21 protein-coding genes are annotated in these 20,856 nt (G+C 34.6%); 14 read left to right on the top strand and 7 right to left on the bottom strand.

All coding sequences use genetic code 11. The features are described from left to right. Position 1 precedes the first annotated feature (1 nt). The gene (locus ACLHDE_RS08230) at positions 2–1,900 is read right to left on the bottom strand and encodes a VWA domain-containing protein (RefSeq protein ID WP_415395943.1); all 1,899 of its coding nucleotides are present in this window, start codon (positions 1,898–1,900) and stop codon (positions 2–4) included. Beyond that, positions 1,900–2,826, bottom strand: coding sequence for a VWA domain-containing protein (locus ACLHDE_RS08225; RefSeq protein WP_415395942.1), 927 nt, complete (start codon positions 2,824–2,826; stop codon positions 1,900–1,902). The genes ACLHDE_RS08230 and ACLHDE_RS08225 overlap by 1 nt, the downstream gene beginning before the upstream one ends. 102 nt (positions 2,827–2,928) lie before the next feature. Between ACLHDE_RS08225 and ACLHDE_RS08220 the strand changes: the two genes are divergently transcribed. After that, entirely contained in the window at positions 2,929–3,435 is a 507-nt protein-coding gene (locus ACLHDE_RS08220; protein WP_415395941.1) for a DUF1566 domain-containing protein, read from the top strand. A gap of 4 nt (positions 3,436–3,439) precedes the next feature. On the opposite strand, the gene ACLHDE_RS08215 is transcribed toward ACLHDE_RS08220, so the two are convergent. Genes ACLHDE_RS08215 through ACLHDE_RS08195 form a run of 5 tightly spaced genes read right to left on the bottom strand, consistent with a single transcriptional unit; the run spans position 3,440 to position 7,570 of the window. After that, positions 3,440–4,171: an acyl-ACP--UDP-N- acetylglucosamine O-acyltransferase gene (locus tag ACLHDE_RS08215; RefSeq protein WP_415395940.1), complete on the bottom strand. Its 732-nt coding sequence runs from the start codon at positions 4,169–4,171 to the stop codon at positions 3,440–3,442. Further along, positions 4,161–5,072 (bottom strand): Gfo/Idh/MocA family oxidoreductase, encoded by a 912-nt coding sequence (locus ACLHDE_RS08210; protein ID WP_415395939.1) that lies wholly within the window; start codon positions 5,070–5,072, stop codon positions 4,161–4,163. Before ACLHDE_RS08210 ends, ACLHDE_RS08215 begins: the two co-directional genes overlap by 11 nt. Beyond that, entirely contained in the window at positions 5,072–6,166 is a 1,095-nt protein-coding gene (locus ACLHDE_RS08205) for a DegT/DnrJ/EryC1/StrS family aminotransferase (protein ID WP_415395938.1), read from the bottom strand. The genes ACLHDE_RS08210 and ACLHDE_RS08205 overlap by 1 nt, the downstream gene beginning before the upstream one ends. After that, positions 6,156–7,211, bottom strand: coding sequence for a lipid-A-disaccharide synthase (lpxB, locus tag ACLHDE_RS08200; protein ID WP_415395937.1), 1,056 nt, complete (start codon positions 7,209–7,211; stop codon positions 6,156–6,158). The genes ACLHDE_RS08205 and lpxB overlap by 11 nt, the downstream gene beginning before the upstream one ends. Further along, the gene (locus ACLHDE_RS08195) at positions 7,208–7,570 is read right to left on the bottom strand and encodes a c-type cytochrome (RefSeq protein WP_415395936.1); all 363 of its coding nucleotides are present in this window, start codon (positions 7,568–7,570) and stop codon (positions 7,208–7,210) included. The genes lpxB and ACLHDE_RS08195 overlap by 4 nt, the downstream gene beginning before the upstream one ends. A gap of 225 nt (positions 7,571–7,795) precedes the next feature. Between ACLHDE_RS08195 and ACLHDE_RS08190 the strand changes: the two genes are divergently transcribed. The 13 genes from ACLHDE_RS08190 to ACLHDE_RS08130 are packed head-to-tail and all read left to right on the top strand — an operon-like array spanning position 7,796 to position 20,767. Further along, the gene (locus ACLHDE_RS08190; protein WP_415395935.1) at positions 7,796–8,164 is read left to right on the top strand and encodes an NADH-quinone oxidoreductase subunit A; all 369 of its coding nucleotides are present in this window, start codon (positions 7,796–7,798) and stop codon (positions 8,162–8,164) included. An 11-nt stretch (positions 8,165–8,175) separates the two neighbouring features. Continuing rightward, a complete protein-coding gene (locus ACLHDE_RS08185) occupies positions 8,176–8,673 on the top strand; it encodes an NADH-quinone oxidoreductase subunit B (protein WP_415398530.1) in 498 nt (165 codons plus the stop codon). Next, the gene (locus ACLHDE_RS08180; protein WP_415395934.1) at positions 8,663–10,294 is read left to right on the top strand and encodes an NADH-quinone oxidoreductase subunit D; all 1,632 of its coding nucleotides are present in this window, start codon (positions 8,663–8,665) and stop codon (positions 10,292–10,294) included. The genes ACLHDE_RS08185 and ACLHDE_RS08180 overlap by 11 nt, the downstream gene beginning before the upstream one ends. After that, positions 10,294–10,728 carry an NAD(P)H-dependent oxidoreductase subunit E gene (locus ACLHDE_RS08175; RefSeq protein WP_415395933.1) on the top strand — a complete coding sequence of 145 codons (435 nt, stop codon included), beginning with the start codon at positions 10,294–10,296 and terminating at the stop codon, positions 10,726–10,728. The genes ACLHDE_RS08180 and ACLHDE_RS08175 overlap by 1 nt, the downstream gene beginning before the upstream one ends. Then, positions 10,725–11,945 (top strand): NADH-quinone oxidoreductase subunit NuoF, encoded by a 1,221-nt coding sequence (gene nuoF, locus ACLHDE_RS08170; protein WP_415395932.1) that lies wholly within the window; start codon positions 10,725–10,727, stop codon positions 11,943–11,945. Before ACLHDE_RS08175 ends, nuoF begins: the two co-directional genes overlap by 4 nt. After that, on the top strand, positions 11,942–13,315 hold the full coding sequence (locus tag ACLHDE_RS08165; protein WP_415395931.1) for a 2Fe-2S iron-sulfur cluster-binding protein: 1,374 nt from the start codon (positions 11,942–11,944) through the stop codon (positions 13,313–13,315). The genes nuoF and ACLHDE_RS08165 overlap by 4 nt, the downstream gene beginning before the upstream one ends. Beyond that, entirely contained in the window at positions 13,312–14,607 is a 1,296-nt protein-coding gene (locus tag ACLHDE_RS08160; protein ID WP_415395930.1) for a complex I subunit 1/NuoH family protein, read from the top strand. Before ACLHDE_RS08165 ends, ACLHDE_RS08160 begins: the two co-directional genes overlap by 4 nt. Further along, on the top strand, positions 14,604–15,128 hold the full coding sequence (locus ACLHDE_RS08155; RefSeq protein WP_415395929.1) for a NuoI/complex I 23 kDa subunit family protein: 525 nt from the start codon (positions 14,604–14,606) through the stop codon (positions 15,126–15,128). The genes ACLHDE_RS08160 and ACLHDE_RS08155 overlap by 4 nt, the downstream gene beginning before the upstream one ends. Next, entirely contained in the window at positions 15,115–15,627 is a 513-nt protein-coding gene (locus ACLHDE_RS08150; protein ID WP_415395928.1) for an NADH-quinone oxidoreductase subunit J, read from the top strand. The genes ACLHDE_RS08155 and ACLHDE_RS08150 overlap by 14 nt, the downstream gene beginning before the upstream one ends. Then, positions 15,624–15,938, top strand: coding sequence for an NADH-quinone oxidoreductase subunit NuoK (gene nuoK, locus ACLHDE_RS08145; RefSeq protein ID WP_415395927.1), 315 nt, complete (start codon positions 15,624–15,626; stop codon positions 15,936–15,938). The genes ACLHDE_RS08150 and nuoK overlap by 4 nt, the downstream gene beginning before the upstream one ends. After that, on the top strand, positions 15,931–17,808 hold the full coding sequence (nuoL, locus tag ACLHDE_RS08140; protein ID WP_415395926.1) for an NADH-quinone oxidoreductase subunit L: 1,878 nt from the start codon (positions 15,931–15,933) through the stop codon (positions 17,806–17,808). The genes nuoK and nuoL overlap by 8 nt, the downstream gene beginning before the upstream one ends. After that, a complete protein-coding gene (locus ACLHDE_RS08135) occupies positions 17,805–19,283 on the top strand; it encodes a complex I subunit 4 family protein (protein WP_415395925.1) in 1,479 nt (492 codons plus the stop codon). The genes nuoL and ACLHDE_RS08135 overlap by 4 nt, the downstream gene beginning before the upstream one ends. Next, positions 19,280–20,767, top strand: a complete 1,488-nt coding sequence (locus ACLHDE_RS08130) for an NADH-quinone oxidoreductase subunit N (RefSeq protein ID WP_415395924.1) — start codon at positions 19,280–19,282, stop codon at positions 20,765–20,767. Before ACLHDE_RS08135 ends, ACLHDE_RS08130 begins: the two co-directional genes overlap by 4 nt. The last annotated feature ends 89 nt before the right edge of the window (positions 20,768–20,856 follow it).

Raw genomic sequence — 20,856 nt, 5'->3', positions numbered from 1 at the left:
TTTACCAAGGTTTTTCATTCTTTTCATCATTTTCAATTGTTTCTTTGTTTAATCTATAAAGATAAGTATTTTGATTGGAGTTTAACTTTTTAACCCATTTTGCTTCTTCTAAGTCACTCATCTTTTGAAGTTTTAAATCCGATTGAGCATTATTAGCTTTGTTTTTAACTTCTTTTTTATTCTTATCTTTTAGCTCTTTTACTTGTTCTTGGCTATCTTCATTATTGTTGTCATTATTTGAGTTTTTGTTATCATTGTCCTTATTCTCTTGAGACTTAGCATCATCAGAATTTTTCTTTTTATCAGGTCTTACTTTCTCATCTGATTTTTTACTTTTTGAGCTGTCATTACTCTTAGAATTTTTGTTTTTGTTTTTGTTTTTATTGTTTTTATCGTTTGCTTCATCAGAATCGTCACCATTTTCATCAGTTTTTTGCTCTGAATATTTTTTATCCTTCTCTTCTTGTTCGTCTCCTTTTTCTTTCTCTTCTTTCTTTTTATTATCCTCTAAAGCCTTTTTTACAGCCTCTAAGTTCTCTCTTGTGGGTTTGTCTTCTTTTAGTTTTAATGATACTTCATAATGTTTTACTGCCCGCTCTAGCGTATTTAGCGTACCTAAGCGTACAAGAGCATTGCCCATGTTTGATAACTTCTTAGCTCTTAACTCTTTATCTTCAAGTCTTGCAAATGAATAAGCACTTAAAGCTTTTAAATATTGTTTTTCTTTATAGTATGAATTTCCAGCATTATAATAAGCTTGTCCACTATTATTTTTTCTTGCATACTCTTCATAGATTTTTGCAGAGGAGTTGTAGTCTTTAGCTTCATAAAATTTTTTTGCTTGAGCCAACTTCTTAAAGTCAAACACATCTCCAATAGCTGGAGAGTTACTAAATATTAATATAAAAAGTACAAATATTGATGCTGACTTGTCGTGTTTAACTTTTTTACCAAGAGAATTAAAAGCGATGAGTAAAATAACTATTGCAAGAATTATTGGATAGTAAAACAGGGCTACATATCTCTGTATCTCTTGGCTTTTAAGCTCTTTATGTTCAGTGTTATTTATGATCTCACTAAACATTGCTTCTATGTCTCTTGAAGATGTTGTATTTTGAATATAAACACCACCAGTGCGCAAGGCAAGCTCAGAGATGGATTCATTTAGTTTTGATATGATGACCTTGTCGTTATACTTTATAAGTGTGCCATCTTTCTTTTTAATAGATGCACCAAGTTCGGTTCCCATACCAAGAACAAAAACTACAATACCTTTTTCTTTTGCAAATTTTATTTCAGCCGAAAAATCTGTTTCATCTCCACCATCACTTAAAATTAAAAGGTATTTCTTATCTGTAGTAGTTTTAGTTTTTGTTACTGTTTCTAACATTGTGAGGATATCTGTACCTTTTTGAGTTATGCTAGATGTATCTAGTTTTGATAGTAAAAAAGAGACTGTTTTTGTATCAAAACTAATTGGAGAAACAAGATAACTATTTTTTGCAAAGGCTATTACTCCCACTCTATCTTTTGTAGTTTTATTTATCATCACAAGAGCTTTTTTCTTAGCCAATTCAAGTCTATTTGGATATACGTCTTCGCACAACATAGAGTCTGAAATATCTAAGGCTATTAAGATATCACCACCTATCGCCTTGACTCGCACAGTTCCATCTTTAAGTACAGGCTCTGCTGAAGCTATAATTATTAATACTCCTGCTAAAAACAACAGAGTATTTCTTGCCTTTAGAGTGAGTGAATTAGAATTAATTCTTAACTTATCCATAATCTCTTTTGAAAAGTAGTGTTCATGCGACTCTTTTCGAATCATTATATATGCGTAAATTATCATAAGTGGAGCAAACATAAAGTAAATAAATTCAGGATGTAAAAAAGTCATTAGTTATATCCTCTTTTGTTTCTAAATAACATATACAAAATCAAAGATAAAAATGAAACAACTAATGGAAAAATATAGTAGTATCTTAAAAAACTAAATGTCTCATTGTCTATATCTGACTTTTCTAACTCATTTATTTTTGCATATACAACATTAAGTTCACTTGCATTTGACGCCCCAAAAGCTACACCACCTGTCTGCGCAGCAATTTTATCTAGCATCTTTTTATTGTACTCATTAGATTTTCCTATCCCTATAGGATAGACTTTTACATCATGTTTTTTTGCAAAGTCAATAGCTGCTTCAAAAGGAAATTCACTATCAGGGGTGTTGTACCCATCAGTTAGTAAAATAGCGATTTTGCTAACTGATTTTGATGCTTTAAGCAGGTTAACACCCTGAGCCAGTGATTCAAAAAGTGCTGTAAATTTTCCTGCCATTCCGATGTAGAGGTTTGAGACTACATCTTTTAAAATATTGGCATCATAAGTTAGTGGAGACGCTATAAATGAGTATGCTCCAAAAACTACAATACCCATATTGTCATTTTTTCTACTTATGATAAAGTCTGATACTATCTTTTTTACGACATCAAAACGAGTTAAGTCTCTGTTGCTTTCATCAAAACCTTTTGCTTTCATAGACTCTGAAGCATCAAGTATCAGAGCTATTTCATAACCCTTTTTTGGTTCTAACTCATAAGGTTCATCTTTTACGGGAGACATAAGTGATACTATAAGCATTGCAATGCTCAGCCACTTTAAAAATAGGAGTAGTTTAGATGCACCATTTGATACTTTCATAAACTGAGATATATGTGGAAAATATAAGGATGGTAGTTTCATCTTGCAAATAACTGCACAAAGGATAAAAAGTAAAATAACAAAAGCTACACTTGGATATTCAAAATAAAGTCCATCAAACATATGTTTAGCCCTTGCATCCCTCAATATATTTAAAAATATATATTATTTGATATAATACAAAAGTTCAACTTTGCATAGCCTAAATGGAGAAAGACTTATAAAATGATAAATAAACTGCTACAAATTACACTAATAACCACCATGCTTTTTTCTTATGAAATAAACTTAGGAAAATCACCAAACATTCAAAAAAAAGAAGTAAAGCCTAAGGTAAAAATTGCTTTACTCAGAGATGATGCAAAAGAGTTAGTAATAGACAAGAATACAGGTTTGATGTGGCAAGATAATATAGATGCTAAAACTATAAGAAAAAATCGCAAAGATGCTAAACAGTATTGTCGAAGTTTGGTTTTTGCAGGGTATGATGACTGGTACTTACCAAGATTAAAAGAACTAAAATCAATAGTTGATGAAAGTAAGTTTGACCCAGCTATAAGATATGGATTTAAAAATATTCAATCAAATCACTATTGGTCATCTTCACCAAACCTCTCAGACATTATGAATGCATTAAATATTGATTTTAAAAGCGGTAAAACCTATAATAACACTAGAAAAGGCAAGTGTTATGTCAGGTGTGTTAGAGGTAATTACAATCGTTTAATATAATCAACTAAATATTACTTGTTGAGATAAACGAAGCGAATTTTCTAGCATACTCATTTTCATGCTTTTTAGCTATATCAGATGCCAGCTCTTTATCAACTACATCACCAAGTATCTGTTTAAAAATAGATTTAATTTTTTCTATATCTTCTTTATTTTCAAGTTTTCTTCTTAGACCTACAACATTTAGACCTTTAACAGTCGCTTTGTTGCCCTCTACAAGCGTAAATGGAGGTATGTCGCGGTCTACACATGAAGCTCCACCAATCATTACTCCTGTACCAATAGTATTACCGGCTTCTATGGTACTAAGACCGCCAACGATAACTCTATCTTCACAAGTAACATTTTCATTGACTCTAACAGCATTTGTAAGGATACAAAACTCACCTGTAACAGCTCCGCTAAGTATTTGAACATACCCCATAAGAAAGTTGTTGGCACCAATAGTTATCTTTTTACTTGTACCATCTTCGCCTTCTTGAGCACCAAGTTGTACAAATTCTCTGATATGTGTTTTTTCACCTATCTCTATTTCTGAATTTTCATTACCTATGGCTGTAAAACTAAAGATTCTTACACCTTCATCTACTGTGAGTTTTCCTTTTAAAATCACGTTTGATTCTAGTCTGCAACCAGACTTTAACTCCACATCTTTGCCAATATTACAAAATGGTCCTATGACTACATTATCAGCTATTTTAGCACCATCTTCTATTATTGAGCTTTTATGAATCATTGGCAATCTCCAGTGTAATAATACTGTCTTCTACAGTAGCTAAAGAACCAATGTCTCCACTCTCTAGGTAGTTGACAAATGCTTCAAGCTCATCATTAAGAGCATTACTTCTAGCTACAAAACAGTTTCTTGTTGTGTGAGAGGAAGCATCTATATTTATTCTCTCTTTGAGTGTTTGAGAAAGTAAATCTGCTTCAAAGTATTTTATCTTACTGCTTGTATCTACTCTACAAGCTACAGTAATACTTCTTTTTCTGTAAGGAGTAAGCCAGTTTGTAGTGATGTCACCAACAACTGAACCTTCAAGTTCAAATGCCAAAATTGCATTATCTTCGTGTGTTTTGTGAATTTTTTGAGATTTAAAAACGGCACTTCTAACTATATCTTTTTGGGTAATAAATCTAATAAGGTCACTATCATGAACTGAGAGATCGGTTAAAATTCCAACATCTGCGATTCTCTCAGGAAATGCTCCACTACGAGTAATAGAGATAGATAACACTTCATGTTCTGATATTTCGTTTATAAGAGCTTTTACAACAGGATTAAACCTCTCAATATGTCCTACACAGCTTTTAAGATTTTTAGCTTTTATCGCTTCTGCCATTATCTTTGCATCTGCTACACTTGAAGCTGCCGGTTTTTCTATAAACATATGAATATCGTGTTTAACACAAACAAGAGCAATCTCTTTATGTAAGAATGTAGGTGTTACAATGATAACTGCGTCAGGTTTAGTTTCAATAAGCATAGTCTCAAAGTCTGTGTAGTATGGTTCTTCATACTCATCACTATGATGTACATCACATAGTCCAACTATCTTTGCACCCTTAATATTTTTTAGAGTTTTGTAGTGGTTTTTCCCCATTACGCCTAAGCCGACTATCGAAATGTTTTTCATTATTCGCCTTTTATAGATTTAACAATAAAGTCTTGTTGAGCTTCTGTAAGATACGGACTCATAGGAAGTGACATGATTTGAGTCGATATCTCTTCGCTGATAGGAAAATCTCCCTCTTTGTAACCAAGATTTGCAAAGGCTTCTTGGAGGTGAAGTGGAACTGGGTAGTGAACTGCAGTTGGAATCTCTAAAGCACTAAGTTTAGCGATTAACTCCTCTCTCTCTTTAGTTCTTATAGAGTACTGAGCAAATACACTAGTGTTATTCTCCGCAATTTTTGGAGTTATAACATCAGCATCTTCGAGAAGGTCATTATATCTTGTACCTATCTCATCTCGAGTCTTTACTTCTTTGTCAAAGTGTTTTAGCTTAACATTTAAAATTGCAGCTTGAACAGCATCTAAACGACCATTCATACCGATGTATTTATGTTTATATCTTTCATTTTGACCATGATTAAGCAACATTCTCATTTTTGCTGCAAGTTCATCATCATTTGTAAAGATAGCTCCACCGTCACCATAAGCACCAAGAGGTTTTGATGGAAAGAAACTTGTACAACCTATAGTTGAGAGATTACAAGATTTTTTTCCATTGTAAGTAGCACCGAAACTCTGGCAAGCGTCTTCGATTACAGGGATTTCATGTCTTTTGGCTATTTCATTTATAGCATCCATATCTGCACATTGACCATAAAGCGAAACAGGCATGATAGCTTTAGTTTTTTCTGTAATTACGCTCTCAATCTTAGTAGGATCTATATTGTAGCTTTTCTCATCAATATCAACAAAAATAGGTTTAGCACCCAAAAAAGCTATTACTTCAGCAGTAGCAATAAATGTAAAAGGAGTAGTTATAACTTCATCACCATAACCGATATTTAAAGCCATAAGAGATAGTAAAAGAGCATCTGTTCCACTGCTACAACCGATAGCATGTTTGGCACCTGTATAAGTAGCTAAGTTCTCTTCAAGAGCGTTTAGTTTAGCTCCACCGATAAACTGAGCCGAGCTAAATACCTCTAAAACTTCACTGTCTATTTCTGCTTGATACTCTAAATATTGTGCCTGTAAATCTATAAAATTAATTTTCATTTTTATCCTCTATAATTGCTGCTATGTTTTTTGAACTACCGTGTTTTAAGTAAGCTCTTAGACTTTTTGAATCATCTAAAAATGTACTTCTGTCATACTCATTAAAAGCTTTTATGAGATTATCTGCTGTTACATCTTCTTGAATAAATTCCGGATGTAAGTCTCTGTCATTAAACTGTGTAAACATGATGTTACTAAGACCTATATGACTTAGTTTAACCAGTTTAGACGCAATGAAGTAGTCTAATGGTTTGGCAATGTAGCTAAGCACAAAAGGAGTTCCTATTAGTGCTGCTTCAAGTGTAGCCGTACCACTACAGATAAACGCAAAATCTGCTTCATAAAGAGTTTTATGTGCATCTTCGGCTATTTTAAAACCCGATAGGTTACCATAAAGCTCTTTTATATCTTCTTTTGTGAAGTGCTTTGGAATAATAATAGTTGACTCAATCCCAAGTTTACGGCTAACTTCTTCAAAAATCGGCATGAGTTTTTTTATCTCGCCCTTACGACTTCCAGGCATAAAAGCAATATTTTTTACATCATTGCTAATTTCTTGTTTAAAATCTTTTATGATATCAAGTAGTGGATGCCCAACATAAGTTATGGGAGCGTTAGGTGAGTAATACTCTTTCTCAAAGGGAAGTATAGAAGCTAAATGGTCTATAGTCTTTTCTAGAACAGGAATCCGTTTTTTCTTCCATGCCCAAGCTTGAGGTAAGATGTAGTAAATAATTTCTTTGTTTGGGTATCGTTTTTTTATTTTTTTAGCCAGCGGAAGATTAAATCCTGATGAGTCTATAAGCAGAACTTTGTCTGCATCTTGGGCTAAATCAACCATCTGCGAGTTTAGCTTTAAAAAGTAGCGTAGTTTTTTGATGGCATCTACAAATCCCATGATAGCCAGACTTCTAAGATCTACTATAGAGTCACCCAAGTCACTATCAAATATTCCAATAAATTCTGTCTCATCACTAAGCTCTTTTTTGAGAGACTTAAGATGCATGTTTGCCGAGTGTTCTAAAGCACTAACCAATACTTTCATGATCCACCATCCCCCTGTGTTTGAAAACTATCATCATATCTCTCAGTATTTTCATCCTCAACATAATCAGTCATATATGCTACTAAATTTTCGATATCCTTATCGCTTAGTGAAACAGCAAAAGCTATCATCATCTCTTGTTGTTGGTTATCTGATTTTTTATTACGAAATCGTTTAAGTTTGTAAGTAAGAAAGCCCTTTGCTCGGTTTGCAAGACGAGGATACTTATGCATCCCTTCAAGCTTAGAACCATGACAAGAAAAACACCCTTTTTCCATATAAAGCTTTTTGCCAAGCTCATAAGACGAAGAGGCATAAGAAAGTGTAAAAGTTAATAAAATAAGTAGTAAAAAACGCAACTAATAACCTCGGTATTTATAATAGTGCAATTATATCTAAATCAGGCATAATCATGATTACTCAAATAAAAAAATTATATTTTTTAGTATATAATAATTATTATGTATGCTGTACTGTCCCCATTTTATTCTTTGATAAATTGCATCAAATTTTTAAACTTGTAATCATTATGAATAAGATATTGATATAATGTTAAATAAGCTAATACACTAAATTAAACATAAATGAGAAAGATGTCAGATTCTAATTTTTTAGCCTCCATTATGATAGCAGCACTAGCAATACTCTTACCTTTGCTTTTTCACCTGACAAAGTATTTAGGTACTTCAAGTGACAATGAGCGAAAAAATGAACCTGTTGAAGGTGGCATACGCCTTACGCATAAAGATTCTTTTGATGGTTTCAACGTTAAGTTTTTTATAGTTGGAATAATTTTTCTTATCTTCGATGTGGAAGTTCTTTTTATGTTTCCATGGGCTTTAAACCTTAGAGAGTTTGGTCTTTTTGCTCTTATGGAGATGTTCATCTTTATGGCTCTACTTATCGGTGGACTTATCTATGTATACAAATCTGGGGTACTAAAATGGACTTAAGCAACACTCATATGCTCGACGATGCAGTAGTTACTACAAAACTAGATGCAGTTATAAACTGGGGTCGTGAAGCTTCTTTATGGCCTTTTGTCTTTGGTACGGCATGTTGTGCTATTGAGTTTATGGCTACAGCAGCGAGTCGTTACGATATTTCAAGATTTGGGGCAGAAGTTCTTAGATTTTCTCCTCGTCATGCTGACTTACTTGTAGTAGCGGGGACTGTTAGCTATAAGCAAGCTCCTATTTTAAAGCAGATTTACGATCAGATGCCAGAACCTAAATGGGTAATAGCAGTTGGGGCTTGTGCATCAACTGGCGGATTTTATGACAACTACACAACTCTTCAAGGAATAGATGAGATAGTTCCTGTAGATGTATATGTAGCAGGTTGTCCTCCTCGTCCTGAAGCCATACTAGATGCTGTTTTAGATATACAAAGACAACTTAAACGTGAAGAGAGTTTTAAAGTAAGAAACACTGAGTTTAAAGGTAAGTTAGATGATGTCTAATTTTATAATAATAGATTCTTCTGAAATTTTTCAAACTATTAAAGATGCTAAAGAAAAAGATGGTTTTACACTTTTGCTTGATATTACGTGCATAGATAACCTTGATAAAAGTCATCCAGCATCTACTAGGTTTGAACTTGTTTATATACTTAGACACTCAGGGTTTAAAGAGACTAAGATTTATAAAGTAGCAGTTGCAGATGAAGAAGTCGGAGTAGAATCTATATCTGCACTTTTTGCCTCAGCTGAGTGGGCTGAGAGAGAAGTTTACGACCAATACGGCATAAACTTTGCAAACCATAAGATGCTAAAACGTCTGCTTAATCATATGGAGTTTGTAGGTCATCCACTTAGAAAAGATTATGAAATTACCAAAGGTCAGTACTGTACAACTTCACAAGATTTGATGGATGAGATGAAACCGCTTCTCAAAGATAGAGAACTGGATATGAATAAAGATGATTTGATGATAGTAAATCTTGGTCCATCACATCCAGCAAGTCATGGTACTATCAGAACCTTAGCAGCACTAGATGGTGAAAAAATTGTAGCGGCAGCATCTGAGATAGGATACTTACACCGTGGTTTTGAGAAGAGTTGTGAAAATCATAACTACAACCAGATTATTCCATACACGGACAGACTTAACTACTGTTCGGCACTTATGAACAACATTGCTTTTGCAAAGACTGTTGAGGAGATGATGGATATAACTCTGCCAGATCGTGGAATCTTTATAAGAGTTATACTGGCTGAACTCTCTAGAGTAATTGACCATCTTGTATGTTTGGCTGCAGGACTTCTAGATATGGGTGGACAGACTAACTACTGGTATCTGTTTAATCCTCGTAATGATGCTTACGATTTTTTATCAAAACTTACCGGAGCTAGACTTACAAACTCATATATGAGAATAGGTGGAATGACGCATGACTTGTATGATGGTTGGCAGAGTGATTTAGAAGATGTTTTGACAAAAATTGATTTTGGAATCACTGAATCACTAAAGATGATTACACACAATAGAATCTACAATGATCGTATTCAAGATATATCTCCAGTTAGCGTCAAGCAAGCTATCAGCTATGGATTTACAGGACCAAATCTTCGTGCAAGCGGAGTAGCTTATGATTTAAGGTTTGCTAAACCACACTACTACTATGATACTTTTGACTTTGATATGGTTGTCGGTTCAGTAGGTGACACTTATGACAGAATGATGGTTCGTTTTGAAGAGATGAATGAAAGCATGAAGATTATTCGTCAAGCAGTAAAGAGAATGCCAGATGGCGATATAAATGTAAGTGACAGAAGAATTACAATGCCAAAAAAGAGCTGTGTGTACGGTGGAATTGAAGATATGATGAATCAGTTCATGCTTGTAACTGAAGGTGTGAAAGTTCCAGAGGGTGAATACTACGGTGCTTTTGAAGCTGCAAATGGTGAACTTGGGTTTTATATAGTAAGTGATGGAAGCGGAACACCATATAAAGTAAAAGTAAGACCACCTAGTTTTTACCATATGGCAGCCTATCCAAAAATAATAGAGAACTATCAAGTCGCAGATGCGATTATGACTTTGGGAAGCCTCAACATAATAGCGGGAGAGATGGATAGATAATGTTTACATTTACACAAGAAAATTTAGAAAAAATATCAGAACTAAAAACAAGATATCCAAGCCAAGAAGCTCTTTGCCTTCCCTGTCTATGGATGGTTCAGTATCAAGATGGGTACATCTCCATAGAAGCTATAGATGAAATATCTAAGCAGATAAATATACCTCCTATGGAGGTATACAGAGTAGCTACATTCTACTCCATGTTTGAGCTTGAGTCTCAAGATAAACTAAAAGTTCAAGTATGTAAAACTCTCTCTTGTAAGCTTTGCGGAAGTGATGAAATTTTAAAGCATCTGAGTTCTAAAGATGTAAAAATTAAGCATGTTGAGTGTTTAGGCTCATGTTCAACTGCACCAGTAATGCAGATAAATGATATCTATTATGAAAATCTTACAATCAAAAAAGTGGATGAAATTTTAAAGGAGCTTAAATGAGAGATTGCAAAATAGTATCTCGTAAATTTGAGCTTGAAAACTCTCACACTTTAGAGGTTGCAAAAGCCAATAATGGATACGCAAGCTTAGCAAAAATGGATGAGTATTCACCTACAGATATGATTCAGATTATTAAAGATGCAAACCTAAGAGGAAAAGGTGGAGGTGGGGCATCTGCTGGTGATAAGTGGGAACTAATGCCTCAAGATTCTGATAAAGCGTCATTTTTGGCAGTTAACTGTGATGAGAGTGAGCCAGGAACTTTTAAAGATAGACAGATTATCTCAAAAGACCCTCATCTTCTTATTGAGGGAATTATCTTAACTTGTTATAGCGTTAAGGTAAAGCACGCTTATATCTATATTCGCGGAGAATATTTTCAATTTCAGCATATTTTACAAGCGGCTATAGATGAAGCTTATGCTGATGGACTTTTAGATGAGTGTGATATAACTATACATCGTGGTGCTGGTGCGTATATCTGTGGAGAAAAATCTGCTCTACTAGAGTCTATGGAAGGTAAACGTGGTCATCCAAGACTAAAGCCAAAACAAAAAGAACCAGAGTGGTACTTTGGTAATCCAACACTTGTAAATAATGTTGAGACTATAGCTTCAGTTCCTTTTATAATACAAAACGGCTCAGATGCTTACAGAGAATTTGGGACAGAAAAAAGTCCTGGAACTCTGCTTTTTGCTATGAGTGGTCATATTGAGAAACCCGGTGTTTATGAATATGAATTTGGTGTGTCTATGATGGAATATATAAACTATTTTGGTGGTGGAATTAAAAATGGTAAAAAACTAAAAGCTGTTATTCCTGGTGGTGTTTCATGTGGTGTTTTAACCGCAAGAGAGTGTGAAAATCTTACTCTTGATTATGAAGCTCTTCGTTCTATTGGAAGTTCACTTGGAACAGGTGGCATGATAATTATGGATGAAGATACAGATATGGTTGAGGTTTTAAAAAATATTTTAGAGTTTTACCATGAAGAATCATGTGGACAGTGTACACCTTGTCGTGAGGGAACCGGTTGGAGTGACAAGATCGTAGCAAAGATACTAGATAAAAAAGGTACTAAAGCAGATATAGATAAACTCTTGGATTTAGCAGATGTTATGAATGGAAAAACCATTTGTGTTTTTGCACCGTCTGTTTCAACTGTTTTAGTCTCTTTTATTGAAAAGTTTAGAGATGAGTTTGAGGAGGCACTATGAGTGAGATGGTAGATGTAATTGTAGATGCTAAAACTTACAGTGTGGAAGAAGGTTCTCTTCTTATCGATTTACTAATAAAAGAGAAGATAAAAGTTCCATATTTTTGTTACCATGAATCACTCGGAGCTGATGGAAACTGCAGAATGTGCATGGTTGAGATTGAGGGGCAAAAAAGACCACAGATAGCTTGTGACACATTTGTTAAAGAGGGCATGGAAGTTCGCTCAAAAACAGAGCAGATACATAAGATAAGAAGAGATATTTTGGAGCTGGAGTTGATAAATCATCCAGTTGATTGCCCAGTTTGTGATCAGGCCGGAGAATGTTCTTTGCAAAAATTCTATATGGAACATGGACTTCACGATACAGAGGTGACAATACAAGAAAAAGTGAAACACGACAAGCATATTGATTTAGGGTCAAACGTTATGCTTGACCAAGAGAGATGTGTTTTATGTGCAAGATGTACAAGATTCACAGATAAAATCACACATACGCATGAACTTGGAATAATAGGCAGAGGTGACGATGCAAAAGTAAGTACGATTCCTGGTAGAAAACTCGACAACCCATATGCTATGAATGTTGTAGATTTATGTCCTGTTGGAGCATTAACAAGTAAAGACTTTAGATTCTCTCAAAGAGTCTGGTTTTTAAAGGTTAGTAAATCCATTTGCCACGGCTGTGCAAAAGGGTGTAACATCTATATAGATCACAATAAAATGAAGTATAAAGATGATGTTGTATATAGGTTTCGCCCTAGAAGAAATGATGCTGTAAACGGTTTTTTCATCTGCGATGAGGGAAGACTCAGTTACAAAGAGCTTGAAAAAAATCGTCAAGAAAATATAGTTTTTAAAAACAAACAACTGAGCGAAGATGAAGCTATAAAAGAGTTTAAGTCTAAGGTCAGTAAATATAAGAGTAATACAACAATTATAGTAGATGCTAACCTCTACACTGAAGAGATAGAGGCTATTTTAGAGTTTGCAAAAGAGATAGATGCACAGGTTATATCTCCTTTGAATATTTATAAAGATGAAGATTTTGAAGATGCTATGCTAAAAAGCTCTATGAGAGCTGCAAATTATAAGACAATACAAAGTTTAAACATAGCAGAGTCTAGCACTGTAAAAAGCGATTTAATTATAAACTTCAATCATCCATCGGATATTCATGCAAGTGAAAAAATTAGTTTTTTAACTCATGAAAATGATGGTTTAGAACTGACATTTCCAATAGCGGCATATAGTGAGAGTTCAGGGCATCTAACAAATGAAGACGGTATAACTCAAGCTTGTGAGAGAGCAGTTTTTAAAAACACTCCTATTCCAACTATACAAGAGTGGATACAAAAGGTTAGAGTGTGAGTATCTCAGCAATAGTCGTAGCGATTATCTCATTTGCTCTTGGTACTTTACTTGCACTTTTGACTATACCTGTTTTAGTGTGGCTTGAGCGTAGAGTTGCGGGTCTTATTCAAGACAGACTTGGACCAAACCGTACAAATATAGGTGGTTTTCGCTTAGGTGGAGTTGTTCAGTCATTTGCCGATGTTGTAAAACTTCTACTAAAAGAAGAGTACTATCCATCACATATTAAAAGTGGAAAATGGCTTTTTATGCTCGCTCCGATTATTACATTTACAGCAGCACTTTTAGCCTTTATGGCTATACCGTTTGCAGATACTATTGTTATAGACGGTGAGAGTCTTCGAATCTCCGCTTTGCCGATTGATTTTGGTATTTTTTGGTATATGGCTATTAGTGCCATTGGAGTTTTAGGAGTTATCTTTGGCGGATGGTTGTCTCACAATAAATATTCGCTCTTAGGTGCTATAAGAGCTAGCTCAATGGTTGTAAGTTATGAGCTTCCTTTGGGTCTTAGCATCTTAGCTTTTATTATTACATATGACACTGTAGATTTTAATGCTATGGTCACTTGGCAGAGTGGAACTTTTTTTGGTTTTCTTCCTTCTTGGGGGATTTTAGTTCAGCCTCTTGCTGCGATAATTTTGATAGTTTCTCTTTTTGCCGAGACAAATCGTAATCCTTTTACAGTTGCTGAGGGCGAGAGTGAGATTGTTGCAGGCTTTATGACGGAATATACTGCTATGAAGTTTGCAATGTATTTTATGGGTGAGTATGTAGCTATGAACACTGCAAGTGCAGTTATTATTACCATGATTTTTGGTGGTTACCAGATTCCTTGGGTATCAACTGAGATGCTTCTTGAGAACTTCTCTGTTCTTGCTGTTTCACTAATGGTTATCATGCCAATTATTGTTACAATCCTAATAAGATGGATGCGCAAAAACAACACTGTAAGACCTACTGTTTCAACAGATGGTGGACGAGATTTTGAGACTAAGATCTTAACTATAGCTATGATAGGGATGACTCTTTTAGTCGAAGCTATTTTAATGTACCTAGTATTTTTAGCTGATAGCGCATTTGCAAATAATATTGCAATAACACTCTTTCAGATAGTTGTTTTTGTAGTTAAGCTTATGATGTTTAACATCTTTTTTATTCTTATAAGATGGACAGTTCCAAGGTTTCGTTACGATCAGGTGCAAAAATTGGGTTGGTACTATCTACTTCCTCTTGCACTTTTTAATATCTTTATAACAGCTATAGTAGTTGTAGGAGTGAATTTATGAGTCAAAACATAAAAGTAATCCCAAGGTACGGAAGCAGTTTTAAAGACAAGCTTTATCTGCCTGCTATATATGATGGTGTAAAAGTTACATTTAAACATCTGTTTAACAATCTTAATGATTCTAATAGCATTGATACTTTAGAGTATCCGCAAGAGCAACCAAGGGACATTACAAACAGATACAGAGGTCTTCATAGATTAACTCATAGAGCTGATTCTTCTATAGCTTGCGTAGCTTGTTTTATGTGTGCTACAGCTTGTCCCTCAAATTGTATTTTTATTGAGGCGACAGCTAGAAACGACGGTCATGATGAAAAGATGCCAAAAACATTTTTTATAGATACTTTAGAGTGTGTATTTTGCGGTTATTGCGTAGAAGCTTGTCCATGTGATGCTATTCGAATGGATACAGGTATCTTTTCACTTACAGGAAATAAAAGGGAAGACTTTGTGCTAAGTAAAGAACAACTTTTAGCAAACAAAGGTGCTTTTGGAGAGGAGACGTGTAGTGCTCGAGATTAGTATATTTAGTATTTTGGCGATGTTTATGCTTGGCGGAAGTATTGCTATGATTAGTAACAAGCAGACTCTCTTTAGCGCTTTTGGATTTTTAGTTGCCATGATAGGACTTGCAGGAATGTTTGCTCTTCTTGATAGTAGATTCTTGGCATTGGCTCAGATAATGGTTTCAGTTGGAGCAGTTGTTGTTTTAAGTATGCTGACAATTTTGACTGTTAATGCTAAAGATGAAAATATGCCTTATGAGCCAAACAAGTTCAAATGGATAATATTTTCATCAATCTTGGTTACACCCTTTACTCTATTGCTCTACAAAACTCTTACCTCTATGCATCAAAACTTTAGTGAAATGGAGACAATTAGCTCTAAAGTAATAGGAAAACTACTATTTAGTGAATGGGTTCTACCTTTTGAGATTGTATCTATTTTACTTCTTACTGCTATGGTTGGTGCTATCGTAATAGCAAGAAAGAGTGATAACATACCTAAGGAGCAATCATGACACCGGATATGTTTTTTCTTTTGGCTTCATTACTCTTTAGCATAGGACTTGTTGGTCTAATAAGCAGAAGAAATTTGTTTGTTGTATATATGTCAATAGAGTTAATGCTAAGTTCTGTAAATCTTGTGCTTGCAACCTTTTCAAAGATACTCGGAGATGCAAGCGGTTCTGTTATTGCACTTTTGATTATTGCTGTAATTGCAGCAGAAGCGGCTATATTCCTGGCAATGATTGTTCATATTTACAGAGAAAACAGAACTATAGATAGTGATGATTTAGATAAATTAAAAGAGGCAGATTCAAATGCTTAGTCTAATTGTTATATTGCCATTCCTCTCAGCTCTTTTAATGGCTCTAGTTTATCTTGGAAACACCAACAAAAAACGATACGCATTTTACACCATGGTTGGAATTGCGTCACCAGTTATCATGACACTACTATCTTTTTTGGTTGGATTTCGGCTTCTTAGCGGTGCTGATACAATTCATGAATCCCTTTTTACATGGATAAGTGTAGGAGATTTTAATATCTCTGTTGCATTTATGGCAGATAGACTCAGCGTAGTAATGATATCTTTTATAACTCTTATTGGAACTCTTATTCATATCTATGCTGCAGGATATATGAGAGATGACAAGGCTTATGGAAAATTCTTTAGCTATTTTAACCTTTTTATGGGAAGTATGCTTCTTCTTGTTTTGGCAGACAACCCTATTATGATGTTTGTAGGTTGGGAACTTGTTGGATTATCTTCTTATTTTCTTATCGGTTTTTATCATACAGAGTCTAAAAATATAACAGCCGCAAACAAAGCTTTTATACTAAACCGTGTAGGTGATTTTGGTTTTATCATGGCTCTGTCACTTTTGTTTGTCTCTTTAGAAGGAACAGGATTTACCTTTGATTCTATAAAAGCAAATATTCATATAATAGAGCCTGAAATGTTAAGCTTGATTGGAGTGCTTCTTTTTGTCGGAGCCATGGGTAAATCCGCACAGATTCCACTTTATGTGTGGTTGCCAGATGCAATGGCTGGACCAACTCCTGTCTCAGCTTTAATTCATGCAGCTACTATGGTTACAGCCGGCGTTTATATGGTTGCAAGATACAGCTTTTTGTATGTAGAGATTCCAGATATTGGACTCTTCATTGCTACAATAGGAGCTACGTCTGCACTCTTTGCCGCCATCATAGCCTCATACCAAAGTGATATAAAAAAGATACTTGCGTACTCCACAATGAGTCAACTTGGTTATATGTTTATAGCCGTAGGGTTGGGTGCTTACAGCAGTGGAATCTTTCATGTTTTTACTCATGCATTTTTTAAAGCACTTCTTTTTATGGGTGCTGGTGCCGTTATAATCGCTTTGCATCATGAACAAAATATATTTAAGATGGGTGGATTGAAAAAAGATTTAAAGTTAGTCTATATCACTATGTTTATAGCTACACTTGCAATCAGCGGTATACCTCCGTTTGCAGGATTTTTTTCTAAAGATGCCATCTTGGTCTCCGCCTTTGCTCACGAGCATTATATTATCTGGGGAGTTGGCTCACTAACTGCCATGCTCACTGCCTTTTATATGTTTAGAATGCTCTTTAGTGTTTTTCACTCATCACCAAAAGAGTCTAAAAAAGTTTATGCTCTTCCAAGTTCAATGACTACCCCTCTTGTCTTTTTGGCATTTGGAAGTGCAACAGCGGGTCTGCTTGGAGTAAATGAAGCTTACGGTGGAAGTTCTTGGTTTAATACATTTTTAGCTCTGCCTGATACAACTATTCATATCTCCCACGCCACTGAGTATATACTTGGCGGACTAAATGTGCTTCTAGCTCTAATGGGTATGGGTTTAGCATATAAAATGTTTGCTGTTGAGGCTCAAGAGGCAAAAACAGACACAATCTTCAAAAGAGTTGTAGTAAACAAATTTTATATTGATGAGATATATGAGTTTATTATACTAAGACCACTTCTTGTGCTAAGTCGTCTGATTGCTAACACAATAGACCCGAAAATCTTTGACGGTTTTATCAACTTCAATGTATGGGGTTACACAAAATCAGCACAGCTTTTCTCTAAACTTCAAAACGCAAAAGTAAGGTTCTATGCGATGTATATTTTAATAGGTATCTCCGGTATATCATTTTACATGCTATTGAAATTAGGACTACTATCATGATAAGCCATATTCTTACAAATATAATCTTTTTACCACTTTTTATGGCTGTTGTTCTTGGAATATTTAGAGCACCGATAAGAGTATTAAAAATCGGAGCGATGTTTTCATCTATAGCGACACTATTTCTTGTTGGGATACTTACATATAACTTTGACACAACTCTTGGAATTCAATTTGCTCAAGATCTTCCATGGATTAAAAATGCAGGTATCAGCTACTATATAGGTGTTGATTACCTCTCTTTGATAATCTTGCTTCTAATAACTTCTTTGATGCCACCTCTATATATCTATATGTTTCATGAAAATAGAAAAGGTTATTGGTATAATATGATGCTTCTTCAAACTGGTGTTACAGGGGCTGTTTTATCATTAGACCTTATTCTTTTTTATCTATTTTGGGAGACTATGCTTTTGCCTATTTTTATTATGATTGGAAAGTATGGAAACGGTATGCACCAGTATAACTCTATGAAAATAGTGTTGATGACAATCTTAGGTTCTATGAGTATGCTATTTTCAATTCTGTATCTTGGATATATCTATTTCGAGACTACTGGAATGTGGAGTTTTTCTCTAAGTGATTTAGCTACTCTGGTATTTAACGCACAAACATCTATTTGGCTTACAGCTGGATTTTTACTTGCATTTGCAATAAAAATTCCTCTTGTAGGTTTTCACACTTGGATGGCTCCAGCATATGGTTCTGCACCGACTCCGGCAGTTGTTATTATGTCGGCTATTATGGCAAAGCTTGGTATCTACGGTATTTGGAGATTTGGATATGGTCTGTTTGAAACTACATTGTCTTACTATGCACCTACGATTATAGTTCTCGCTCTTATTGGTCTTTTATACTATGCTGTGCGTGCGATAACAGAAGACAATCTTAGAAAGATGTTTGCTTATTCTTCAGGTTCACACCTCTCTTTGATTGCCCTTGGTATATTTTTGACAAATGAGTATGCTTGGAGTGGAAGTCTTTATTTTATTGTAACTCATGCACTTGCTAGTACCGGTATTTTTTTAATGATAGGCTTGACATATAAGAGATTTAAAACGGTTAATATTTCTTCTTTGGGTGGTATAGCATCAAAGGCTCCAAAGTTTACATTTTTCTTTACATTTTTCGCACTTAGTATTGCTGGACTACCTGGAACTGGAGGTTTTGTAGCAGAACTTTTAATTATTATTGGTGCATTTAAAGCAAGTATTTGGATAGGAGTTTTAACAGCTACAACTATGCTCTCAGCTATGATATATGTTTTTTGGATGCTTCAAAGAACTCTTTTTGGTCAATCAAATAATGACATAAAATATAGTGACTTGAGTATTAGAGAGATCGTAATGCTTCTGCCATTACTTATACTTTTGCTAGCTACGGGCATAGTACCTTCATTTTTTATGCAACTTTATGAGACACAGCTATACACTACACTACAAGAGTTTATGCTTGTAATAGGAGGAGTGAAATGATTGAACAACTTCTACTTGCAATGCCGATGGCTATTATCGTTATAGGTGCATTTATTTTAATGTTACTTAGCAACTCTAGACGGATTAAACTTGATAGATTAAATATTGTTGCGGTGTTTTTTCTAATTATCTCATTTGCAATGCAATACTATACTCTTGGAAATCATACTAGCACTTTTCTTTTTGAGAGTGTTTTTAAAGAGAGTTTTATTCTCGATGATTTTGCAACAATCTTTGATCTTATGTTTACAGCTGGAGCAATTCTTACACTTCTTATAAATAATGACTATTTTAAAAGTCGTCAATATTTTAATGGAGAGTATTTTGCACTAATTTTATTTAGTGTTTTTGGAATGATGATGCTCTCGCATGCTCATGAACTTGTAACAGTTTTTATAGCCTTAGAAATTGCTTCAATTAGCGTTTACGTTCTTGTTGGTTATCATAAAAATAACAAAATAAGTTCAGAAGCGATGATGAAGTATGTGATTTTAGGTTCCATGACTGGTGTGTTTTTTATGCTTGGAACTGCTCTTATTTATGGGGCTGTAGGTTCTACATCACTTACACAAATATCTAGCTATGTATCTAGTAACAATATAGAAGATATGACTATGCTGATTGTTGGTAGTACCTTTATCATGATTACTATCATGTTTAAAATTGGAGCTGTGCCTTTTCACTCATGGGTAGTTGATGTTTATCACGGTGCACCATATCCAATTACAATGTTTATGGCATCTACATTTAAAATAGCTATTTTTGCAATTGCCTTGCGTCTTTTTATAGTCAACTTTGGACCTATTAACAGCTTCTGGACTGAGATACTTCAAGCTATAACTATACTGACTCTTATTGGGGGTTCATGGCTCGCAATTAGCCAAACACTGGTTAAGCGAATGCTTGCTGGTTCATCCATCGTTCATAGTGGATATCTGCTTATTGCAATATCGTCCATCGGTCTGGGTTCAGAGCTTGCAGCTCCGGCTATTATGTTTTATCTTATTGCATACTTTTTAAGTTCTGTCGGCGCATTTGGTATTCTTAGCTTTATCGCTTCACAGAGTAAGAGGCAGATGCACTATGAAGATTTTAAAGGTTTTGCTTCTAGGCGTCCATATATGGCGATAATGATGAGTATATTTATGCTCTCTCTAGCAGGATTTCCTTCAACTATAGGATTTCTAGGAAAATTTTATATATTTACGAGTGCCATAGAATCAGGACAGATTTTTCTGGCAGGTCTTGGGATTTTGACGGCTTTTATATCAGTTTATTACTACTTCAAACTTATTGCTATGATGTACTTCTATGAATCTGATAAACCTCAAAAAAATTTCCCGTTTGATATAAGTACTATACTTATTGTTGTAATGGCACTACTTGTTATCTGGGGAGGAATAGGGACATCTCTTATCCCTTTTGTACCTGGAGCTGATGGGTTTATTGATATCGCAAAACAGGCTATTAGTTCTTTGAAGTAGCCTAGAAACAAATTAAGTCTTAAATATATTTTTTAATTAATAAATATATAATTTATATAAAAATAACTAGCTATTATATTAAAAATAAA

Source organism: Sulfurimonas iocasae (assembly GCF_047716755.1).
Lineage (GTDB): Bacteria > Campylobacterota > Campylobacteria > Campylobacterales > Sulfurimonadaceae > Sulfurimonas.
This window is presented reverse-complemented; position numbering and strand designations above follow the sequence as displayed.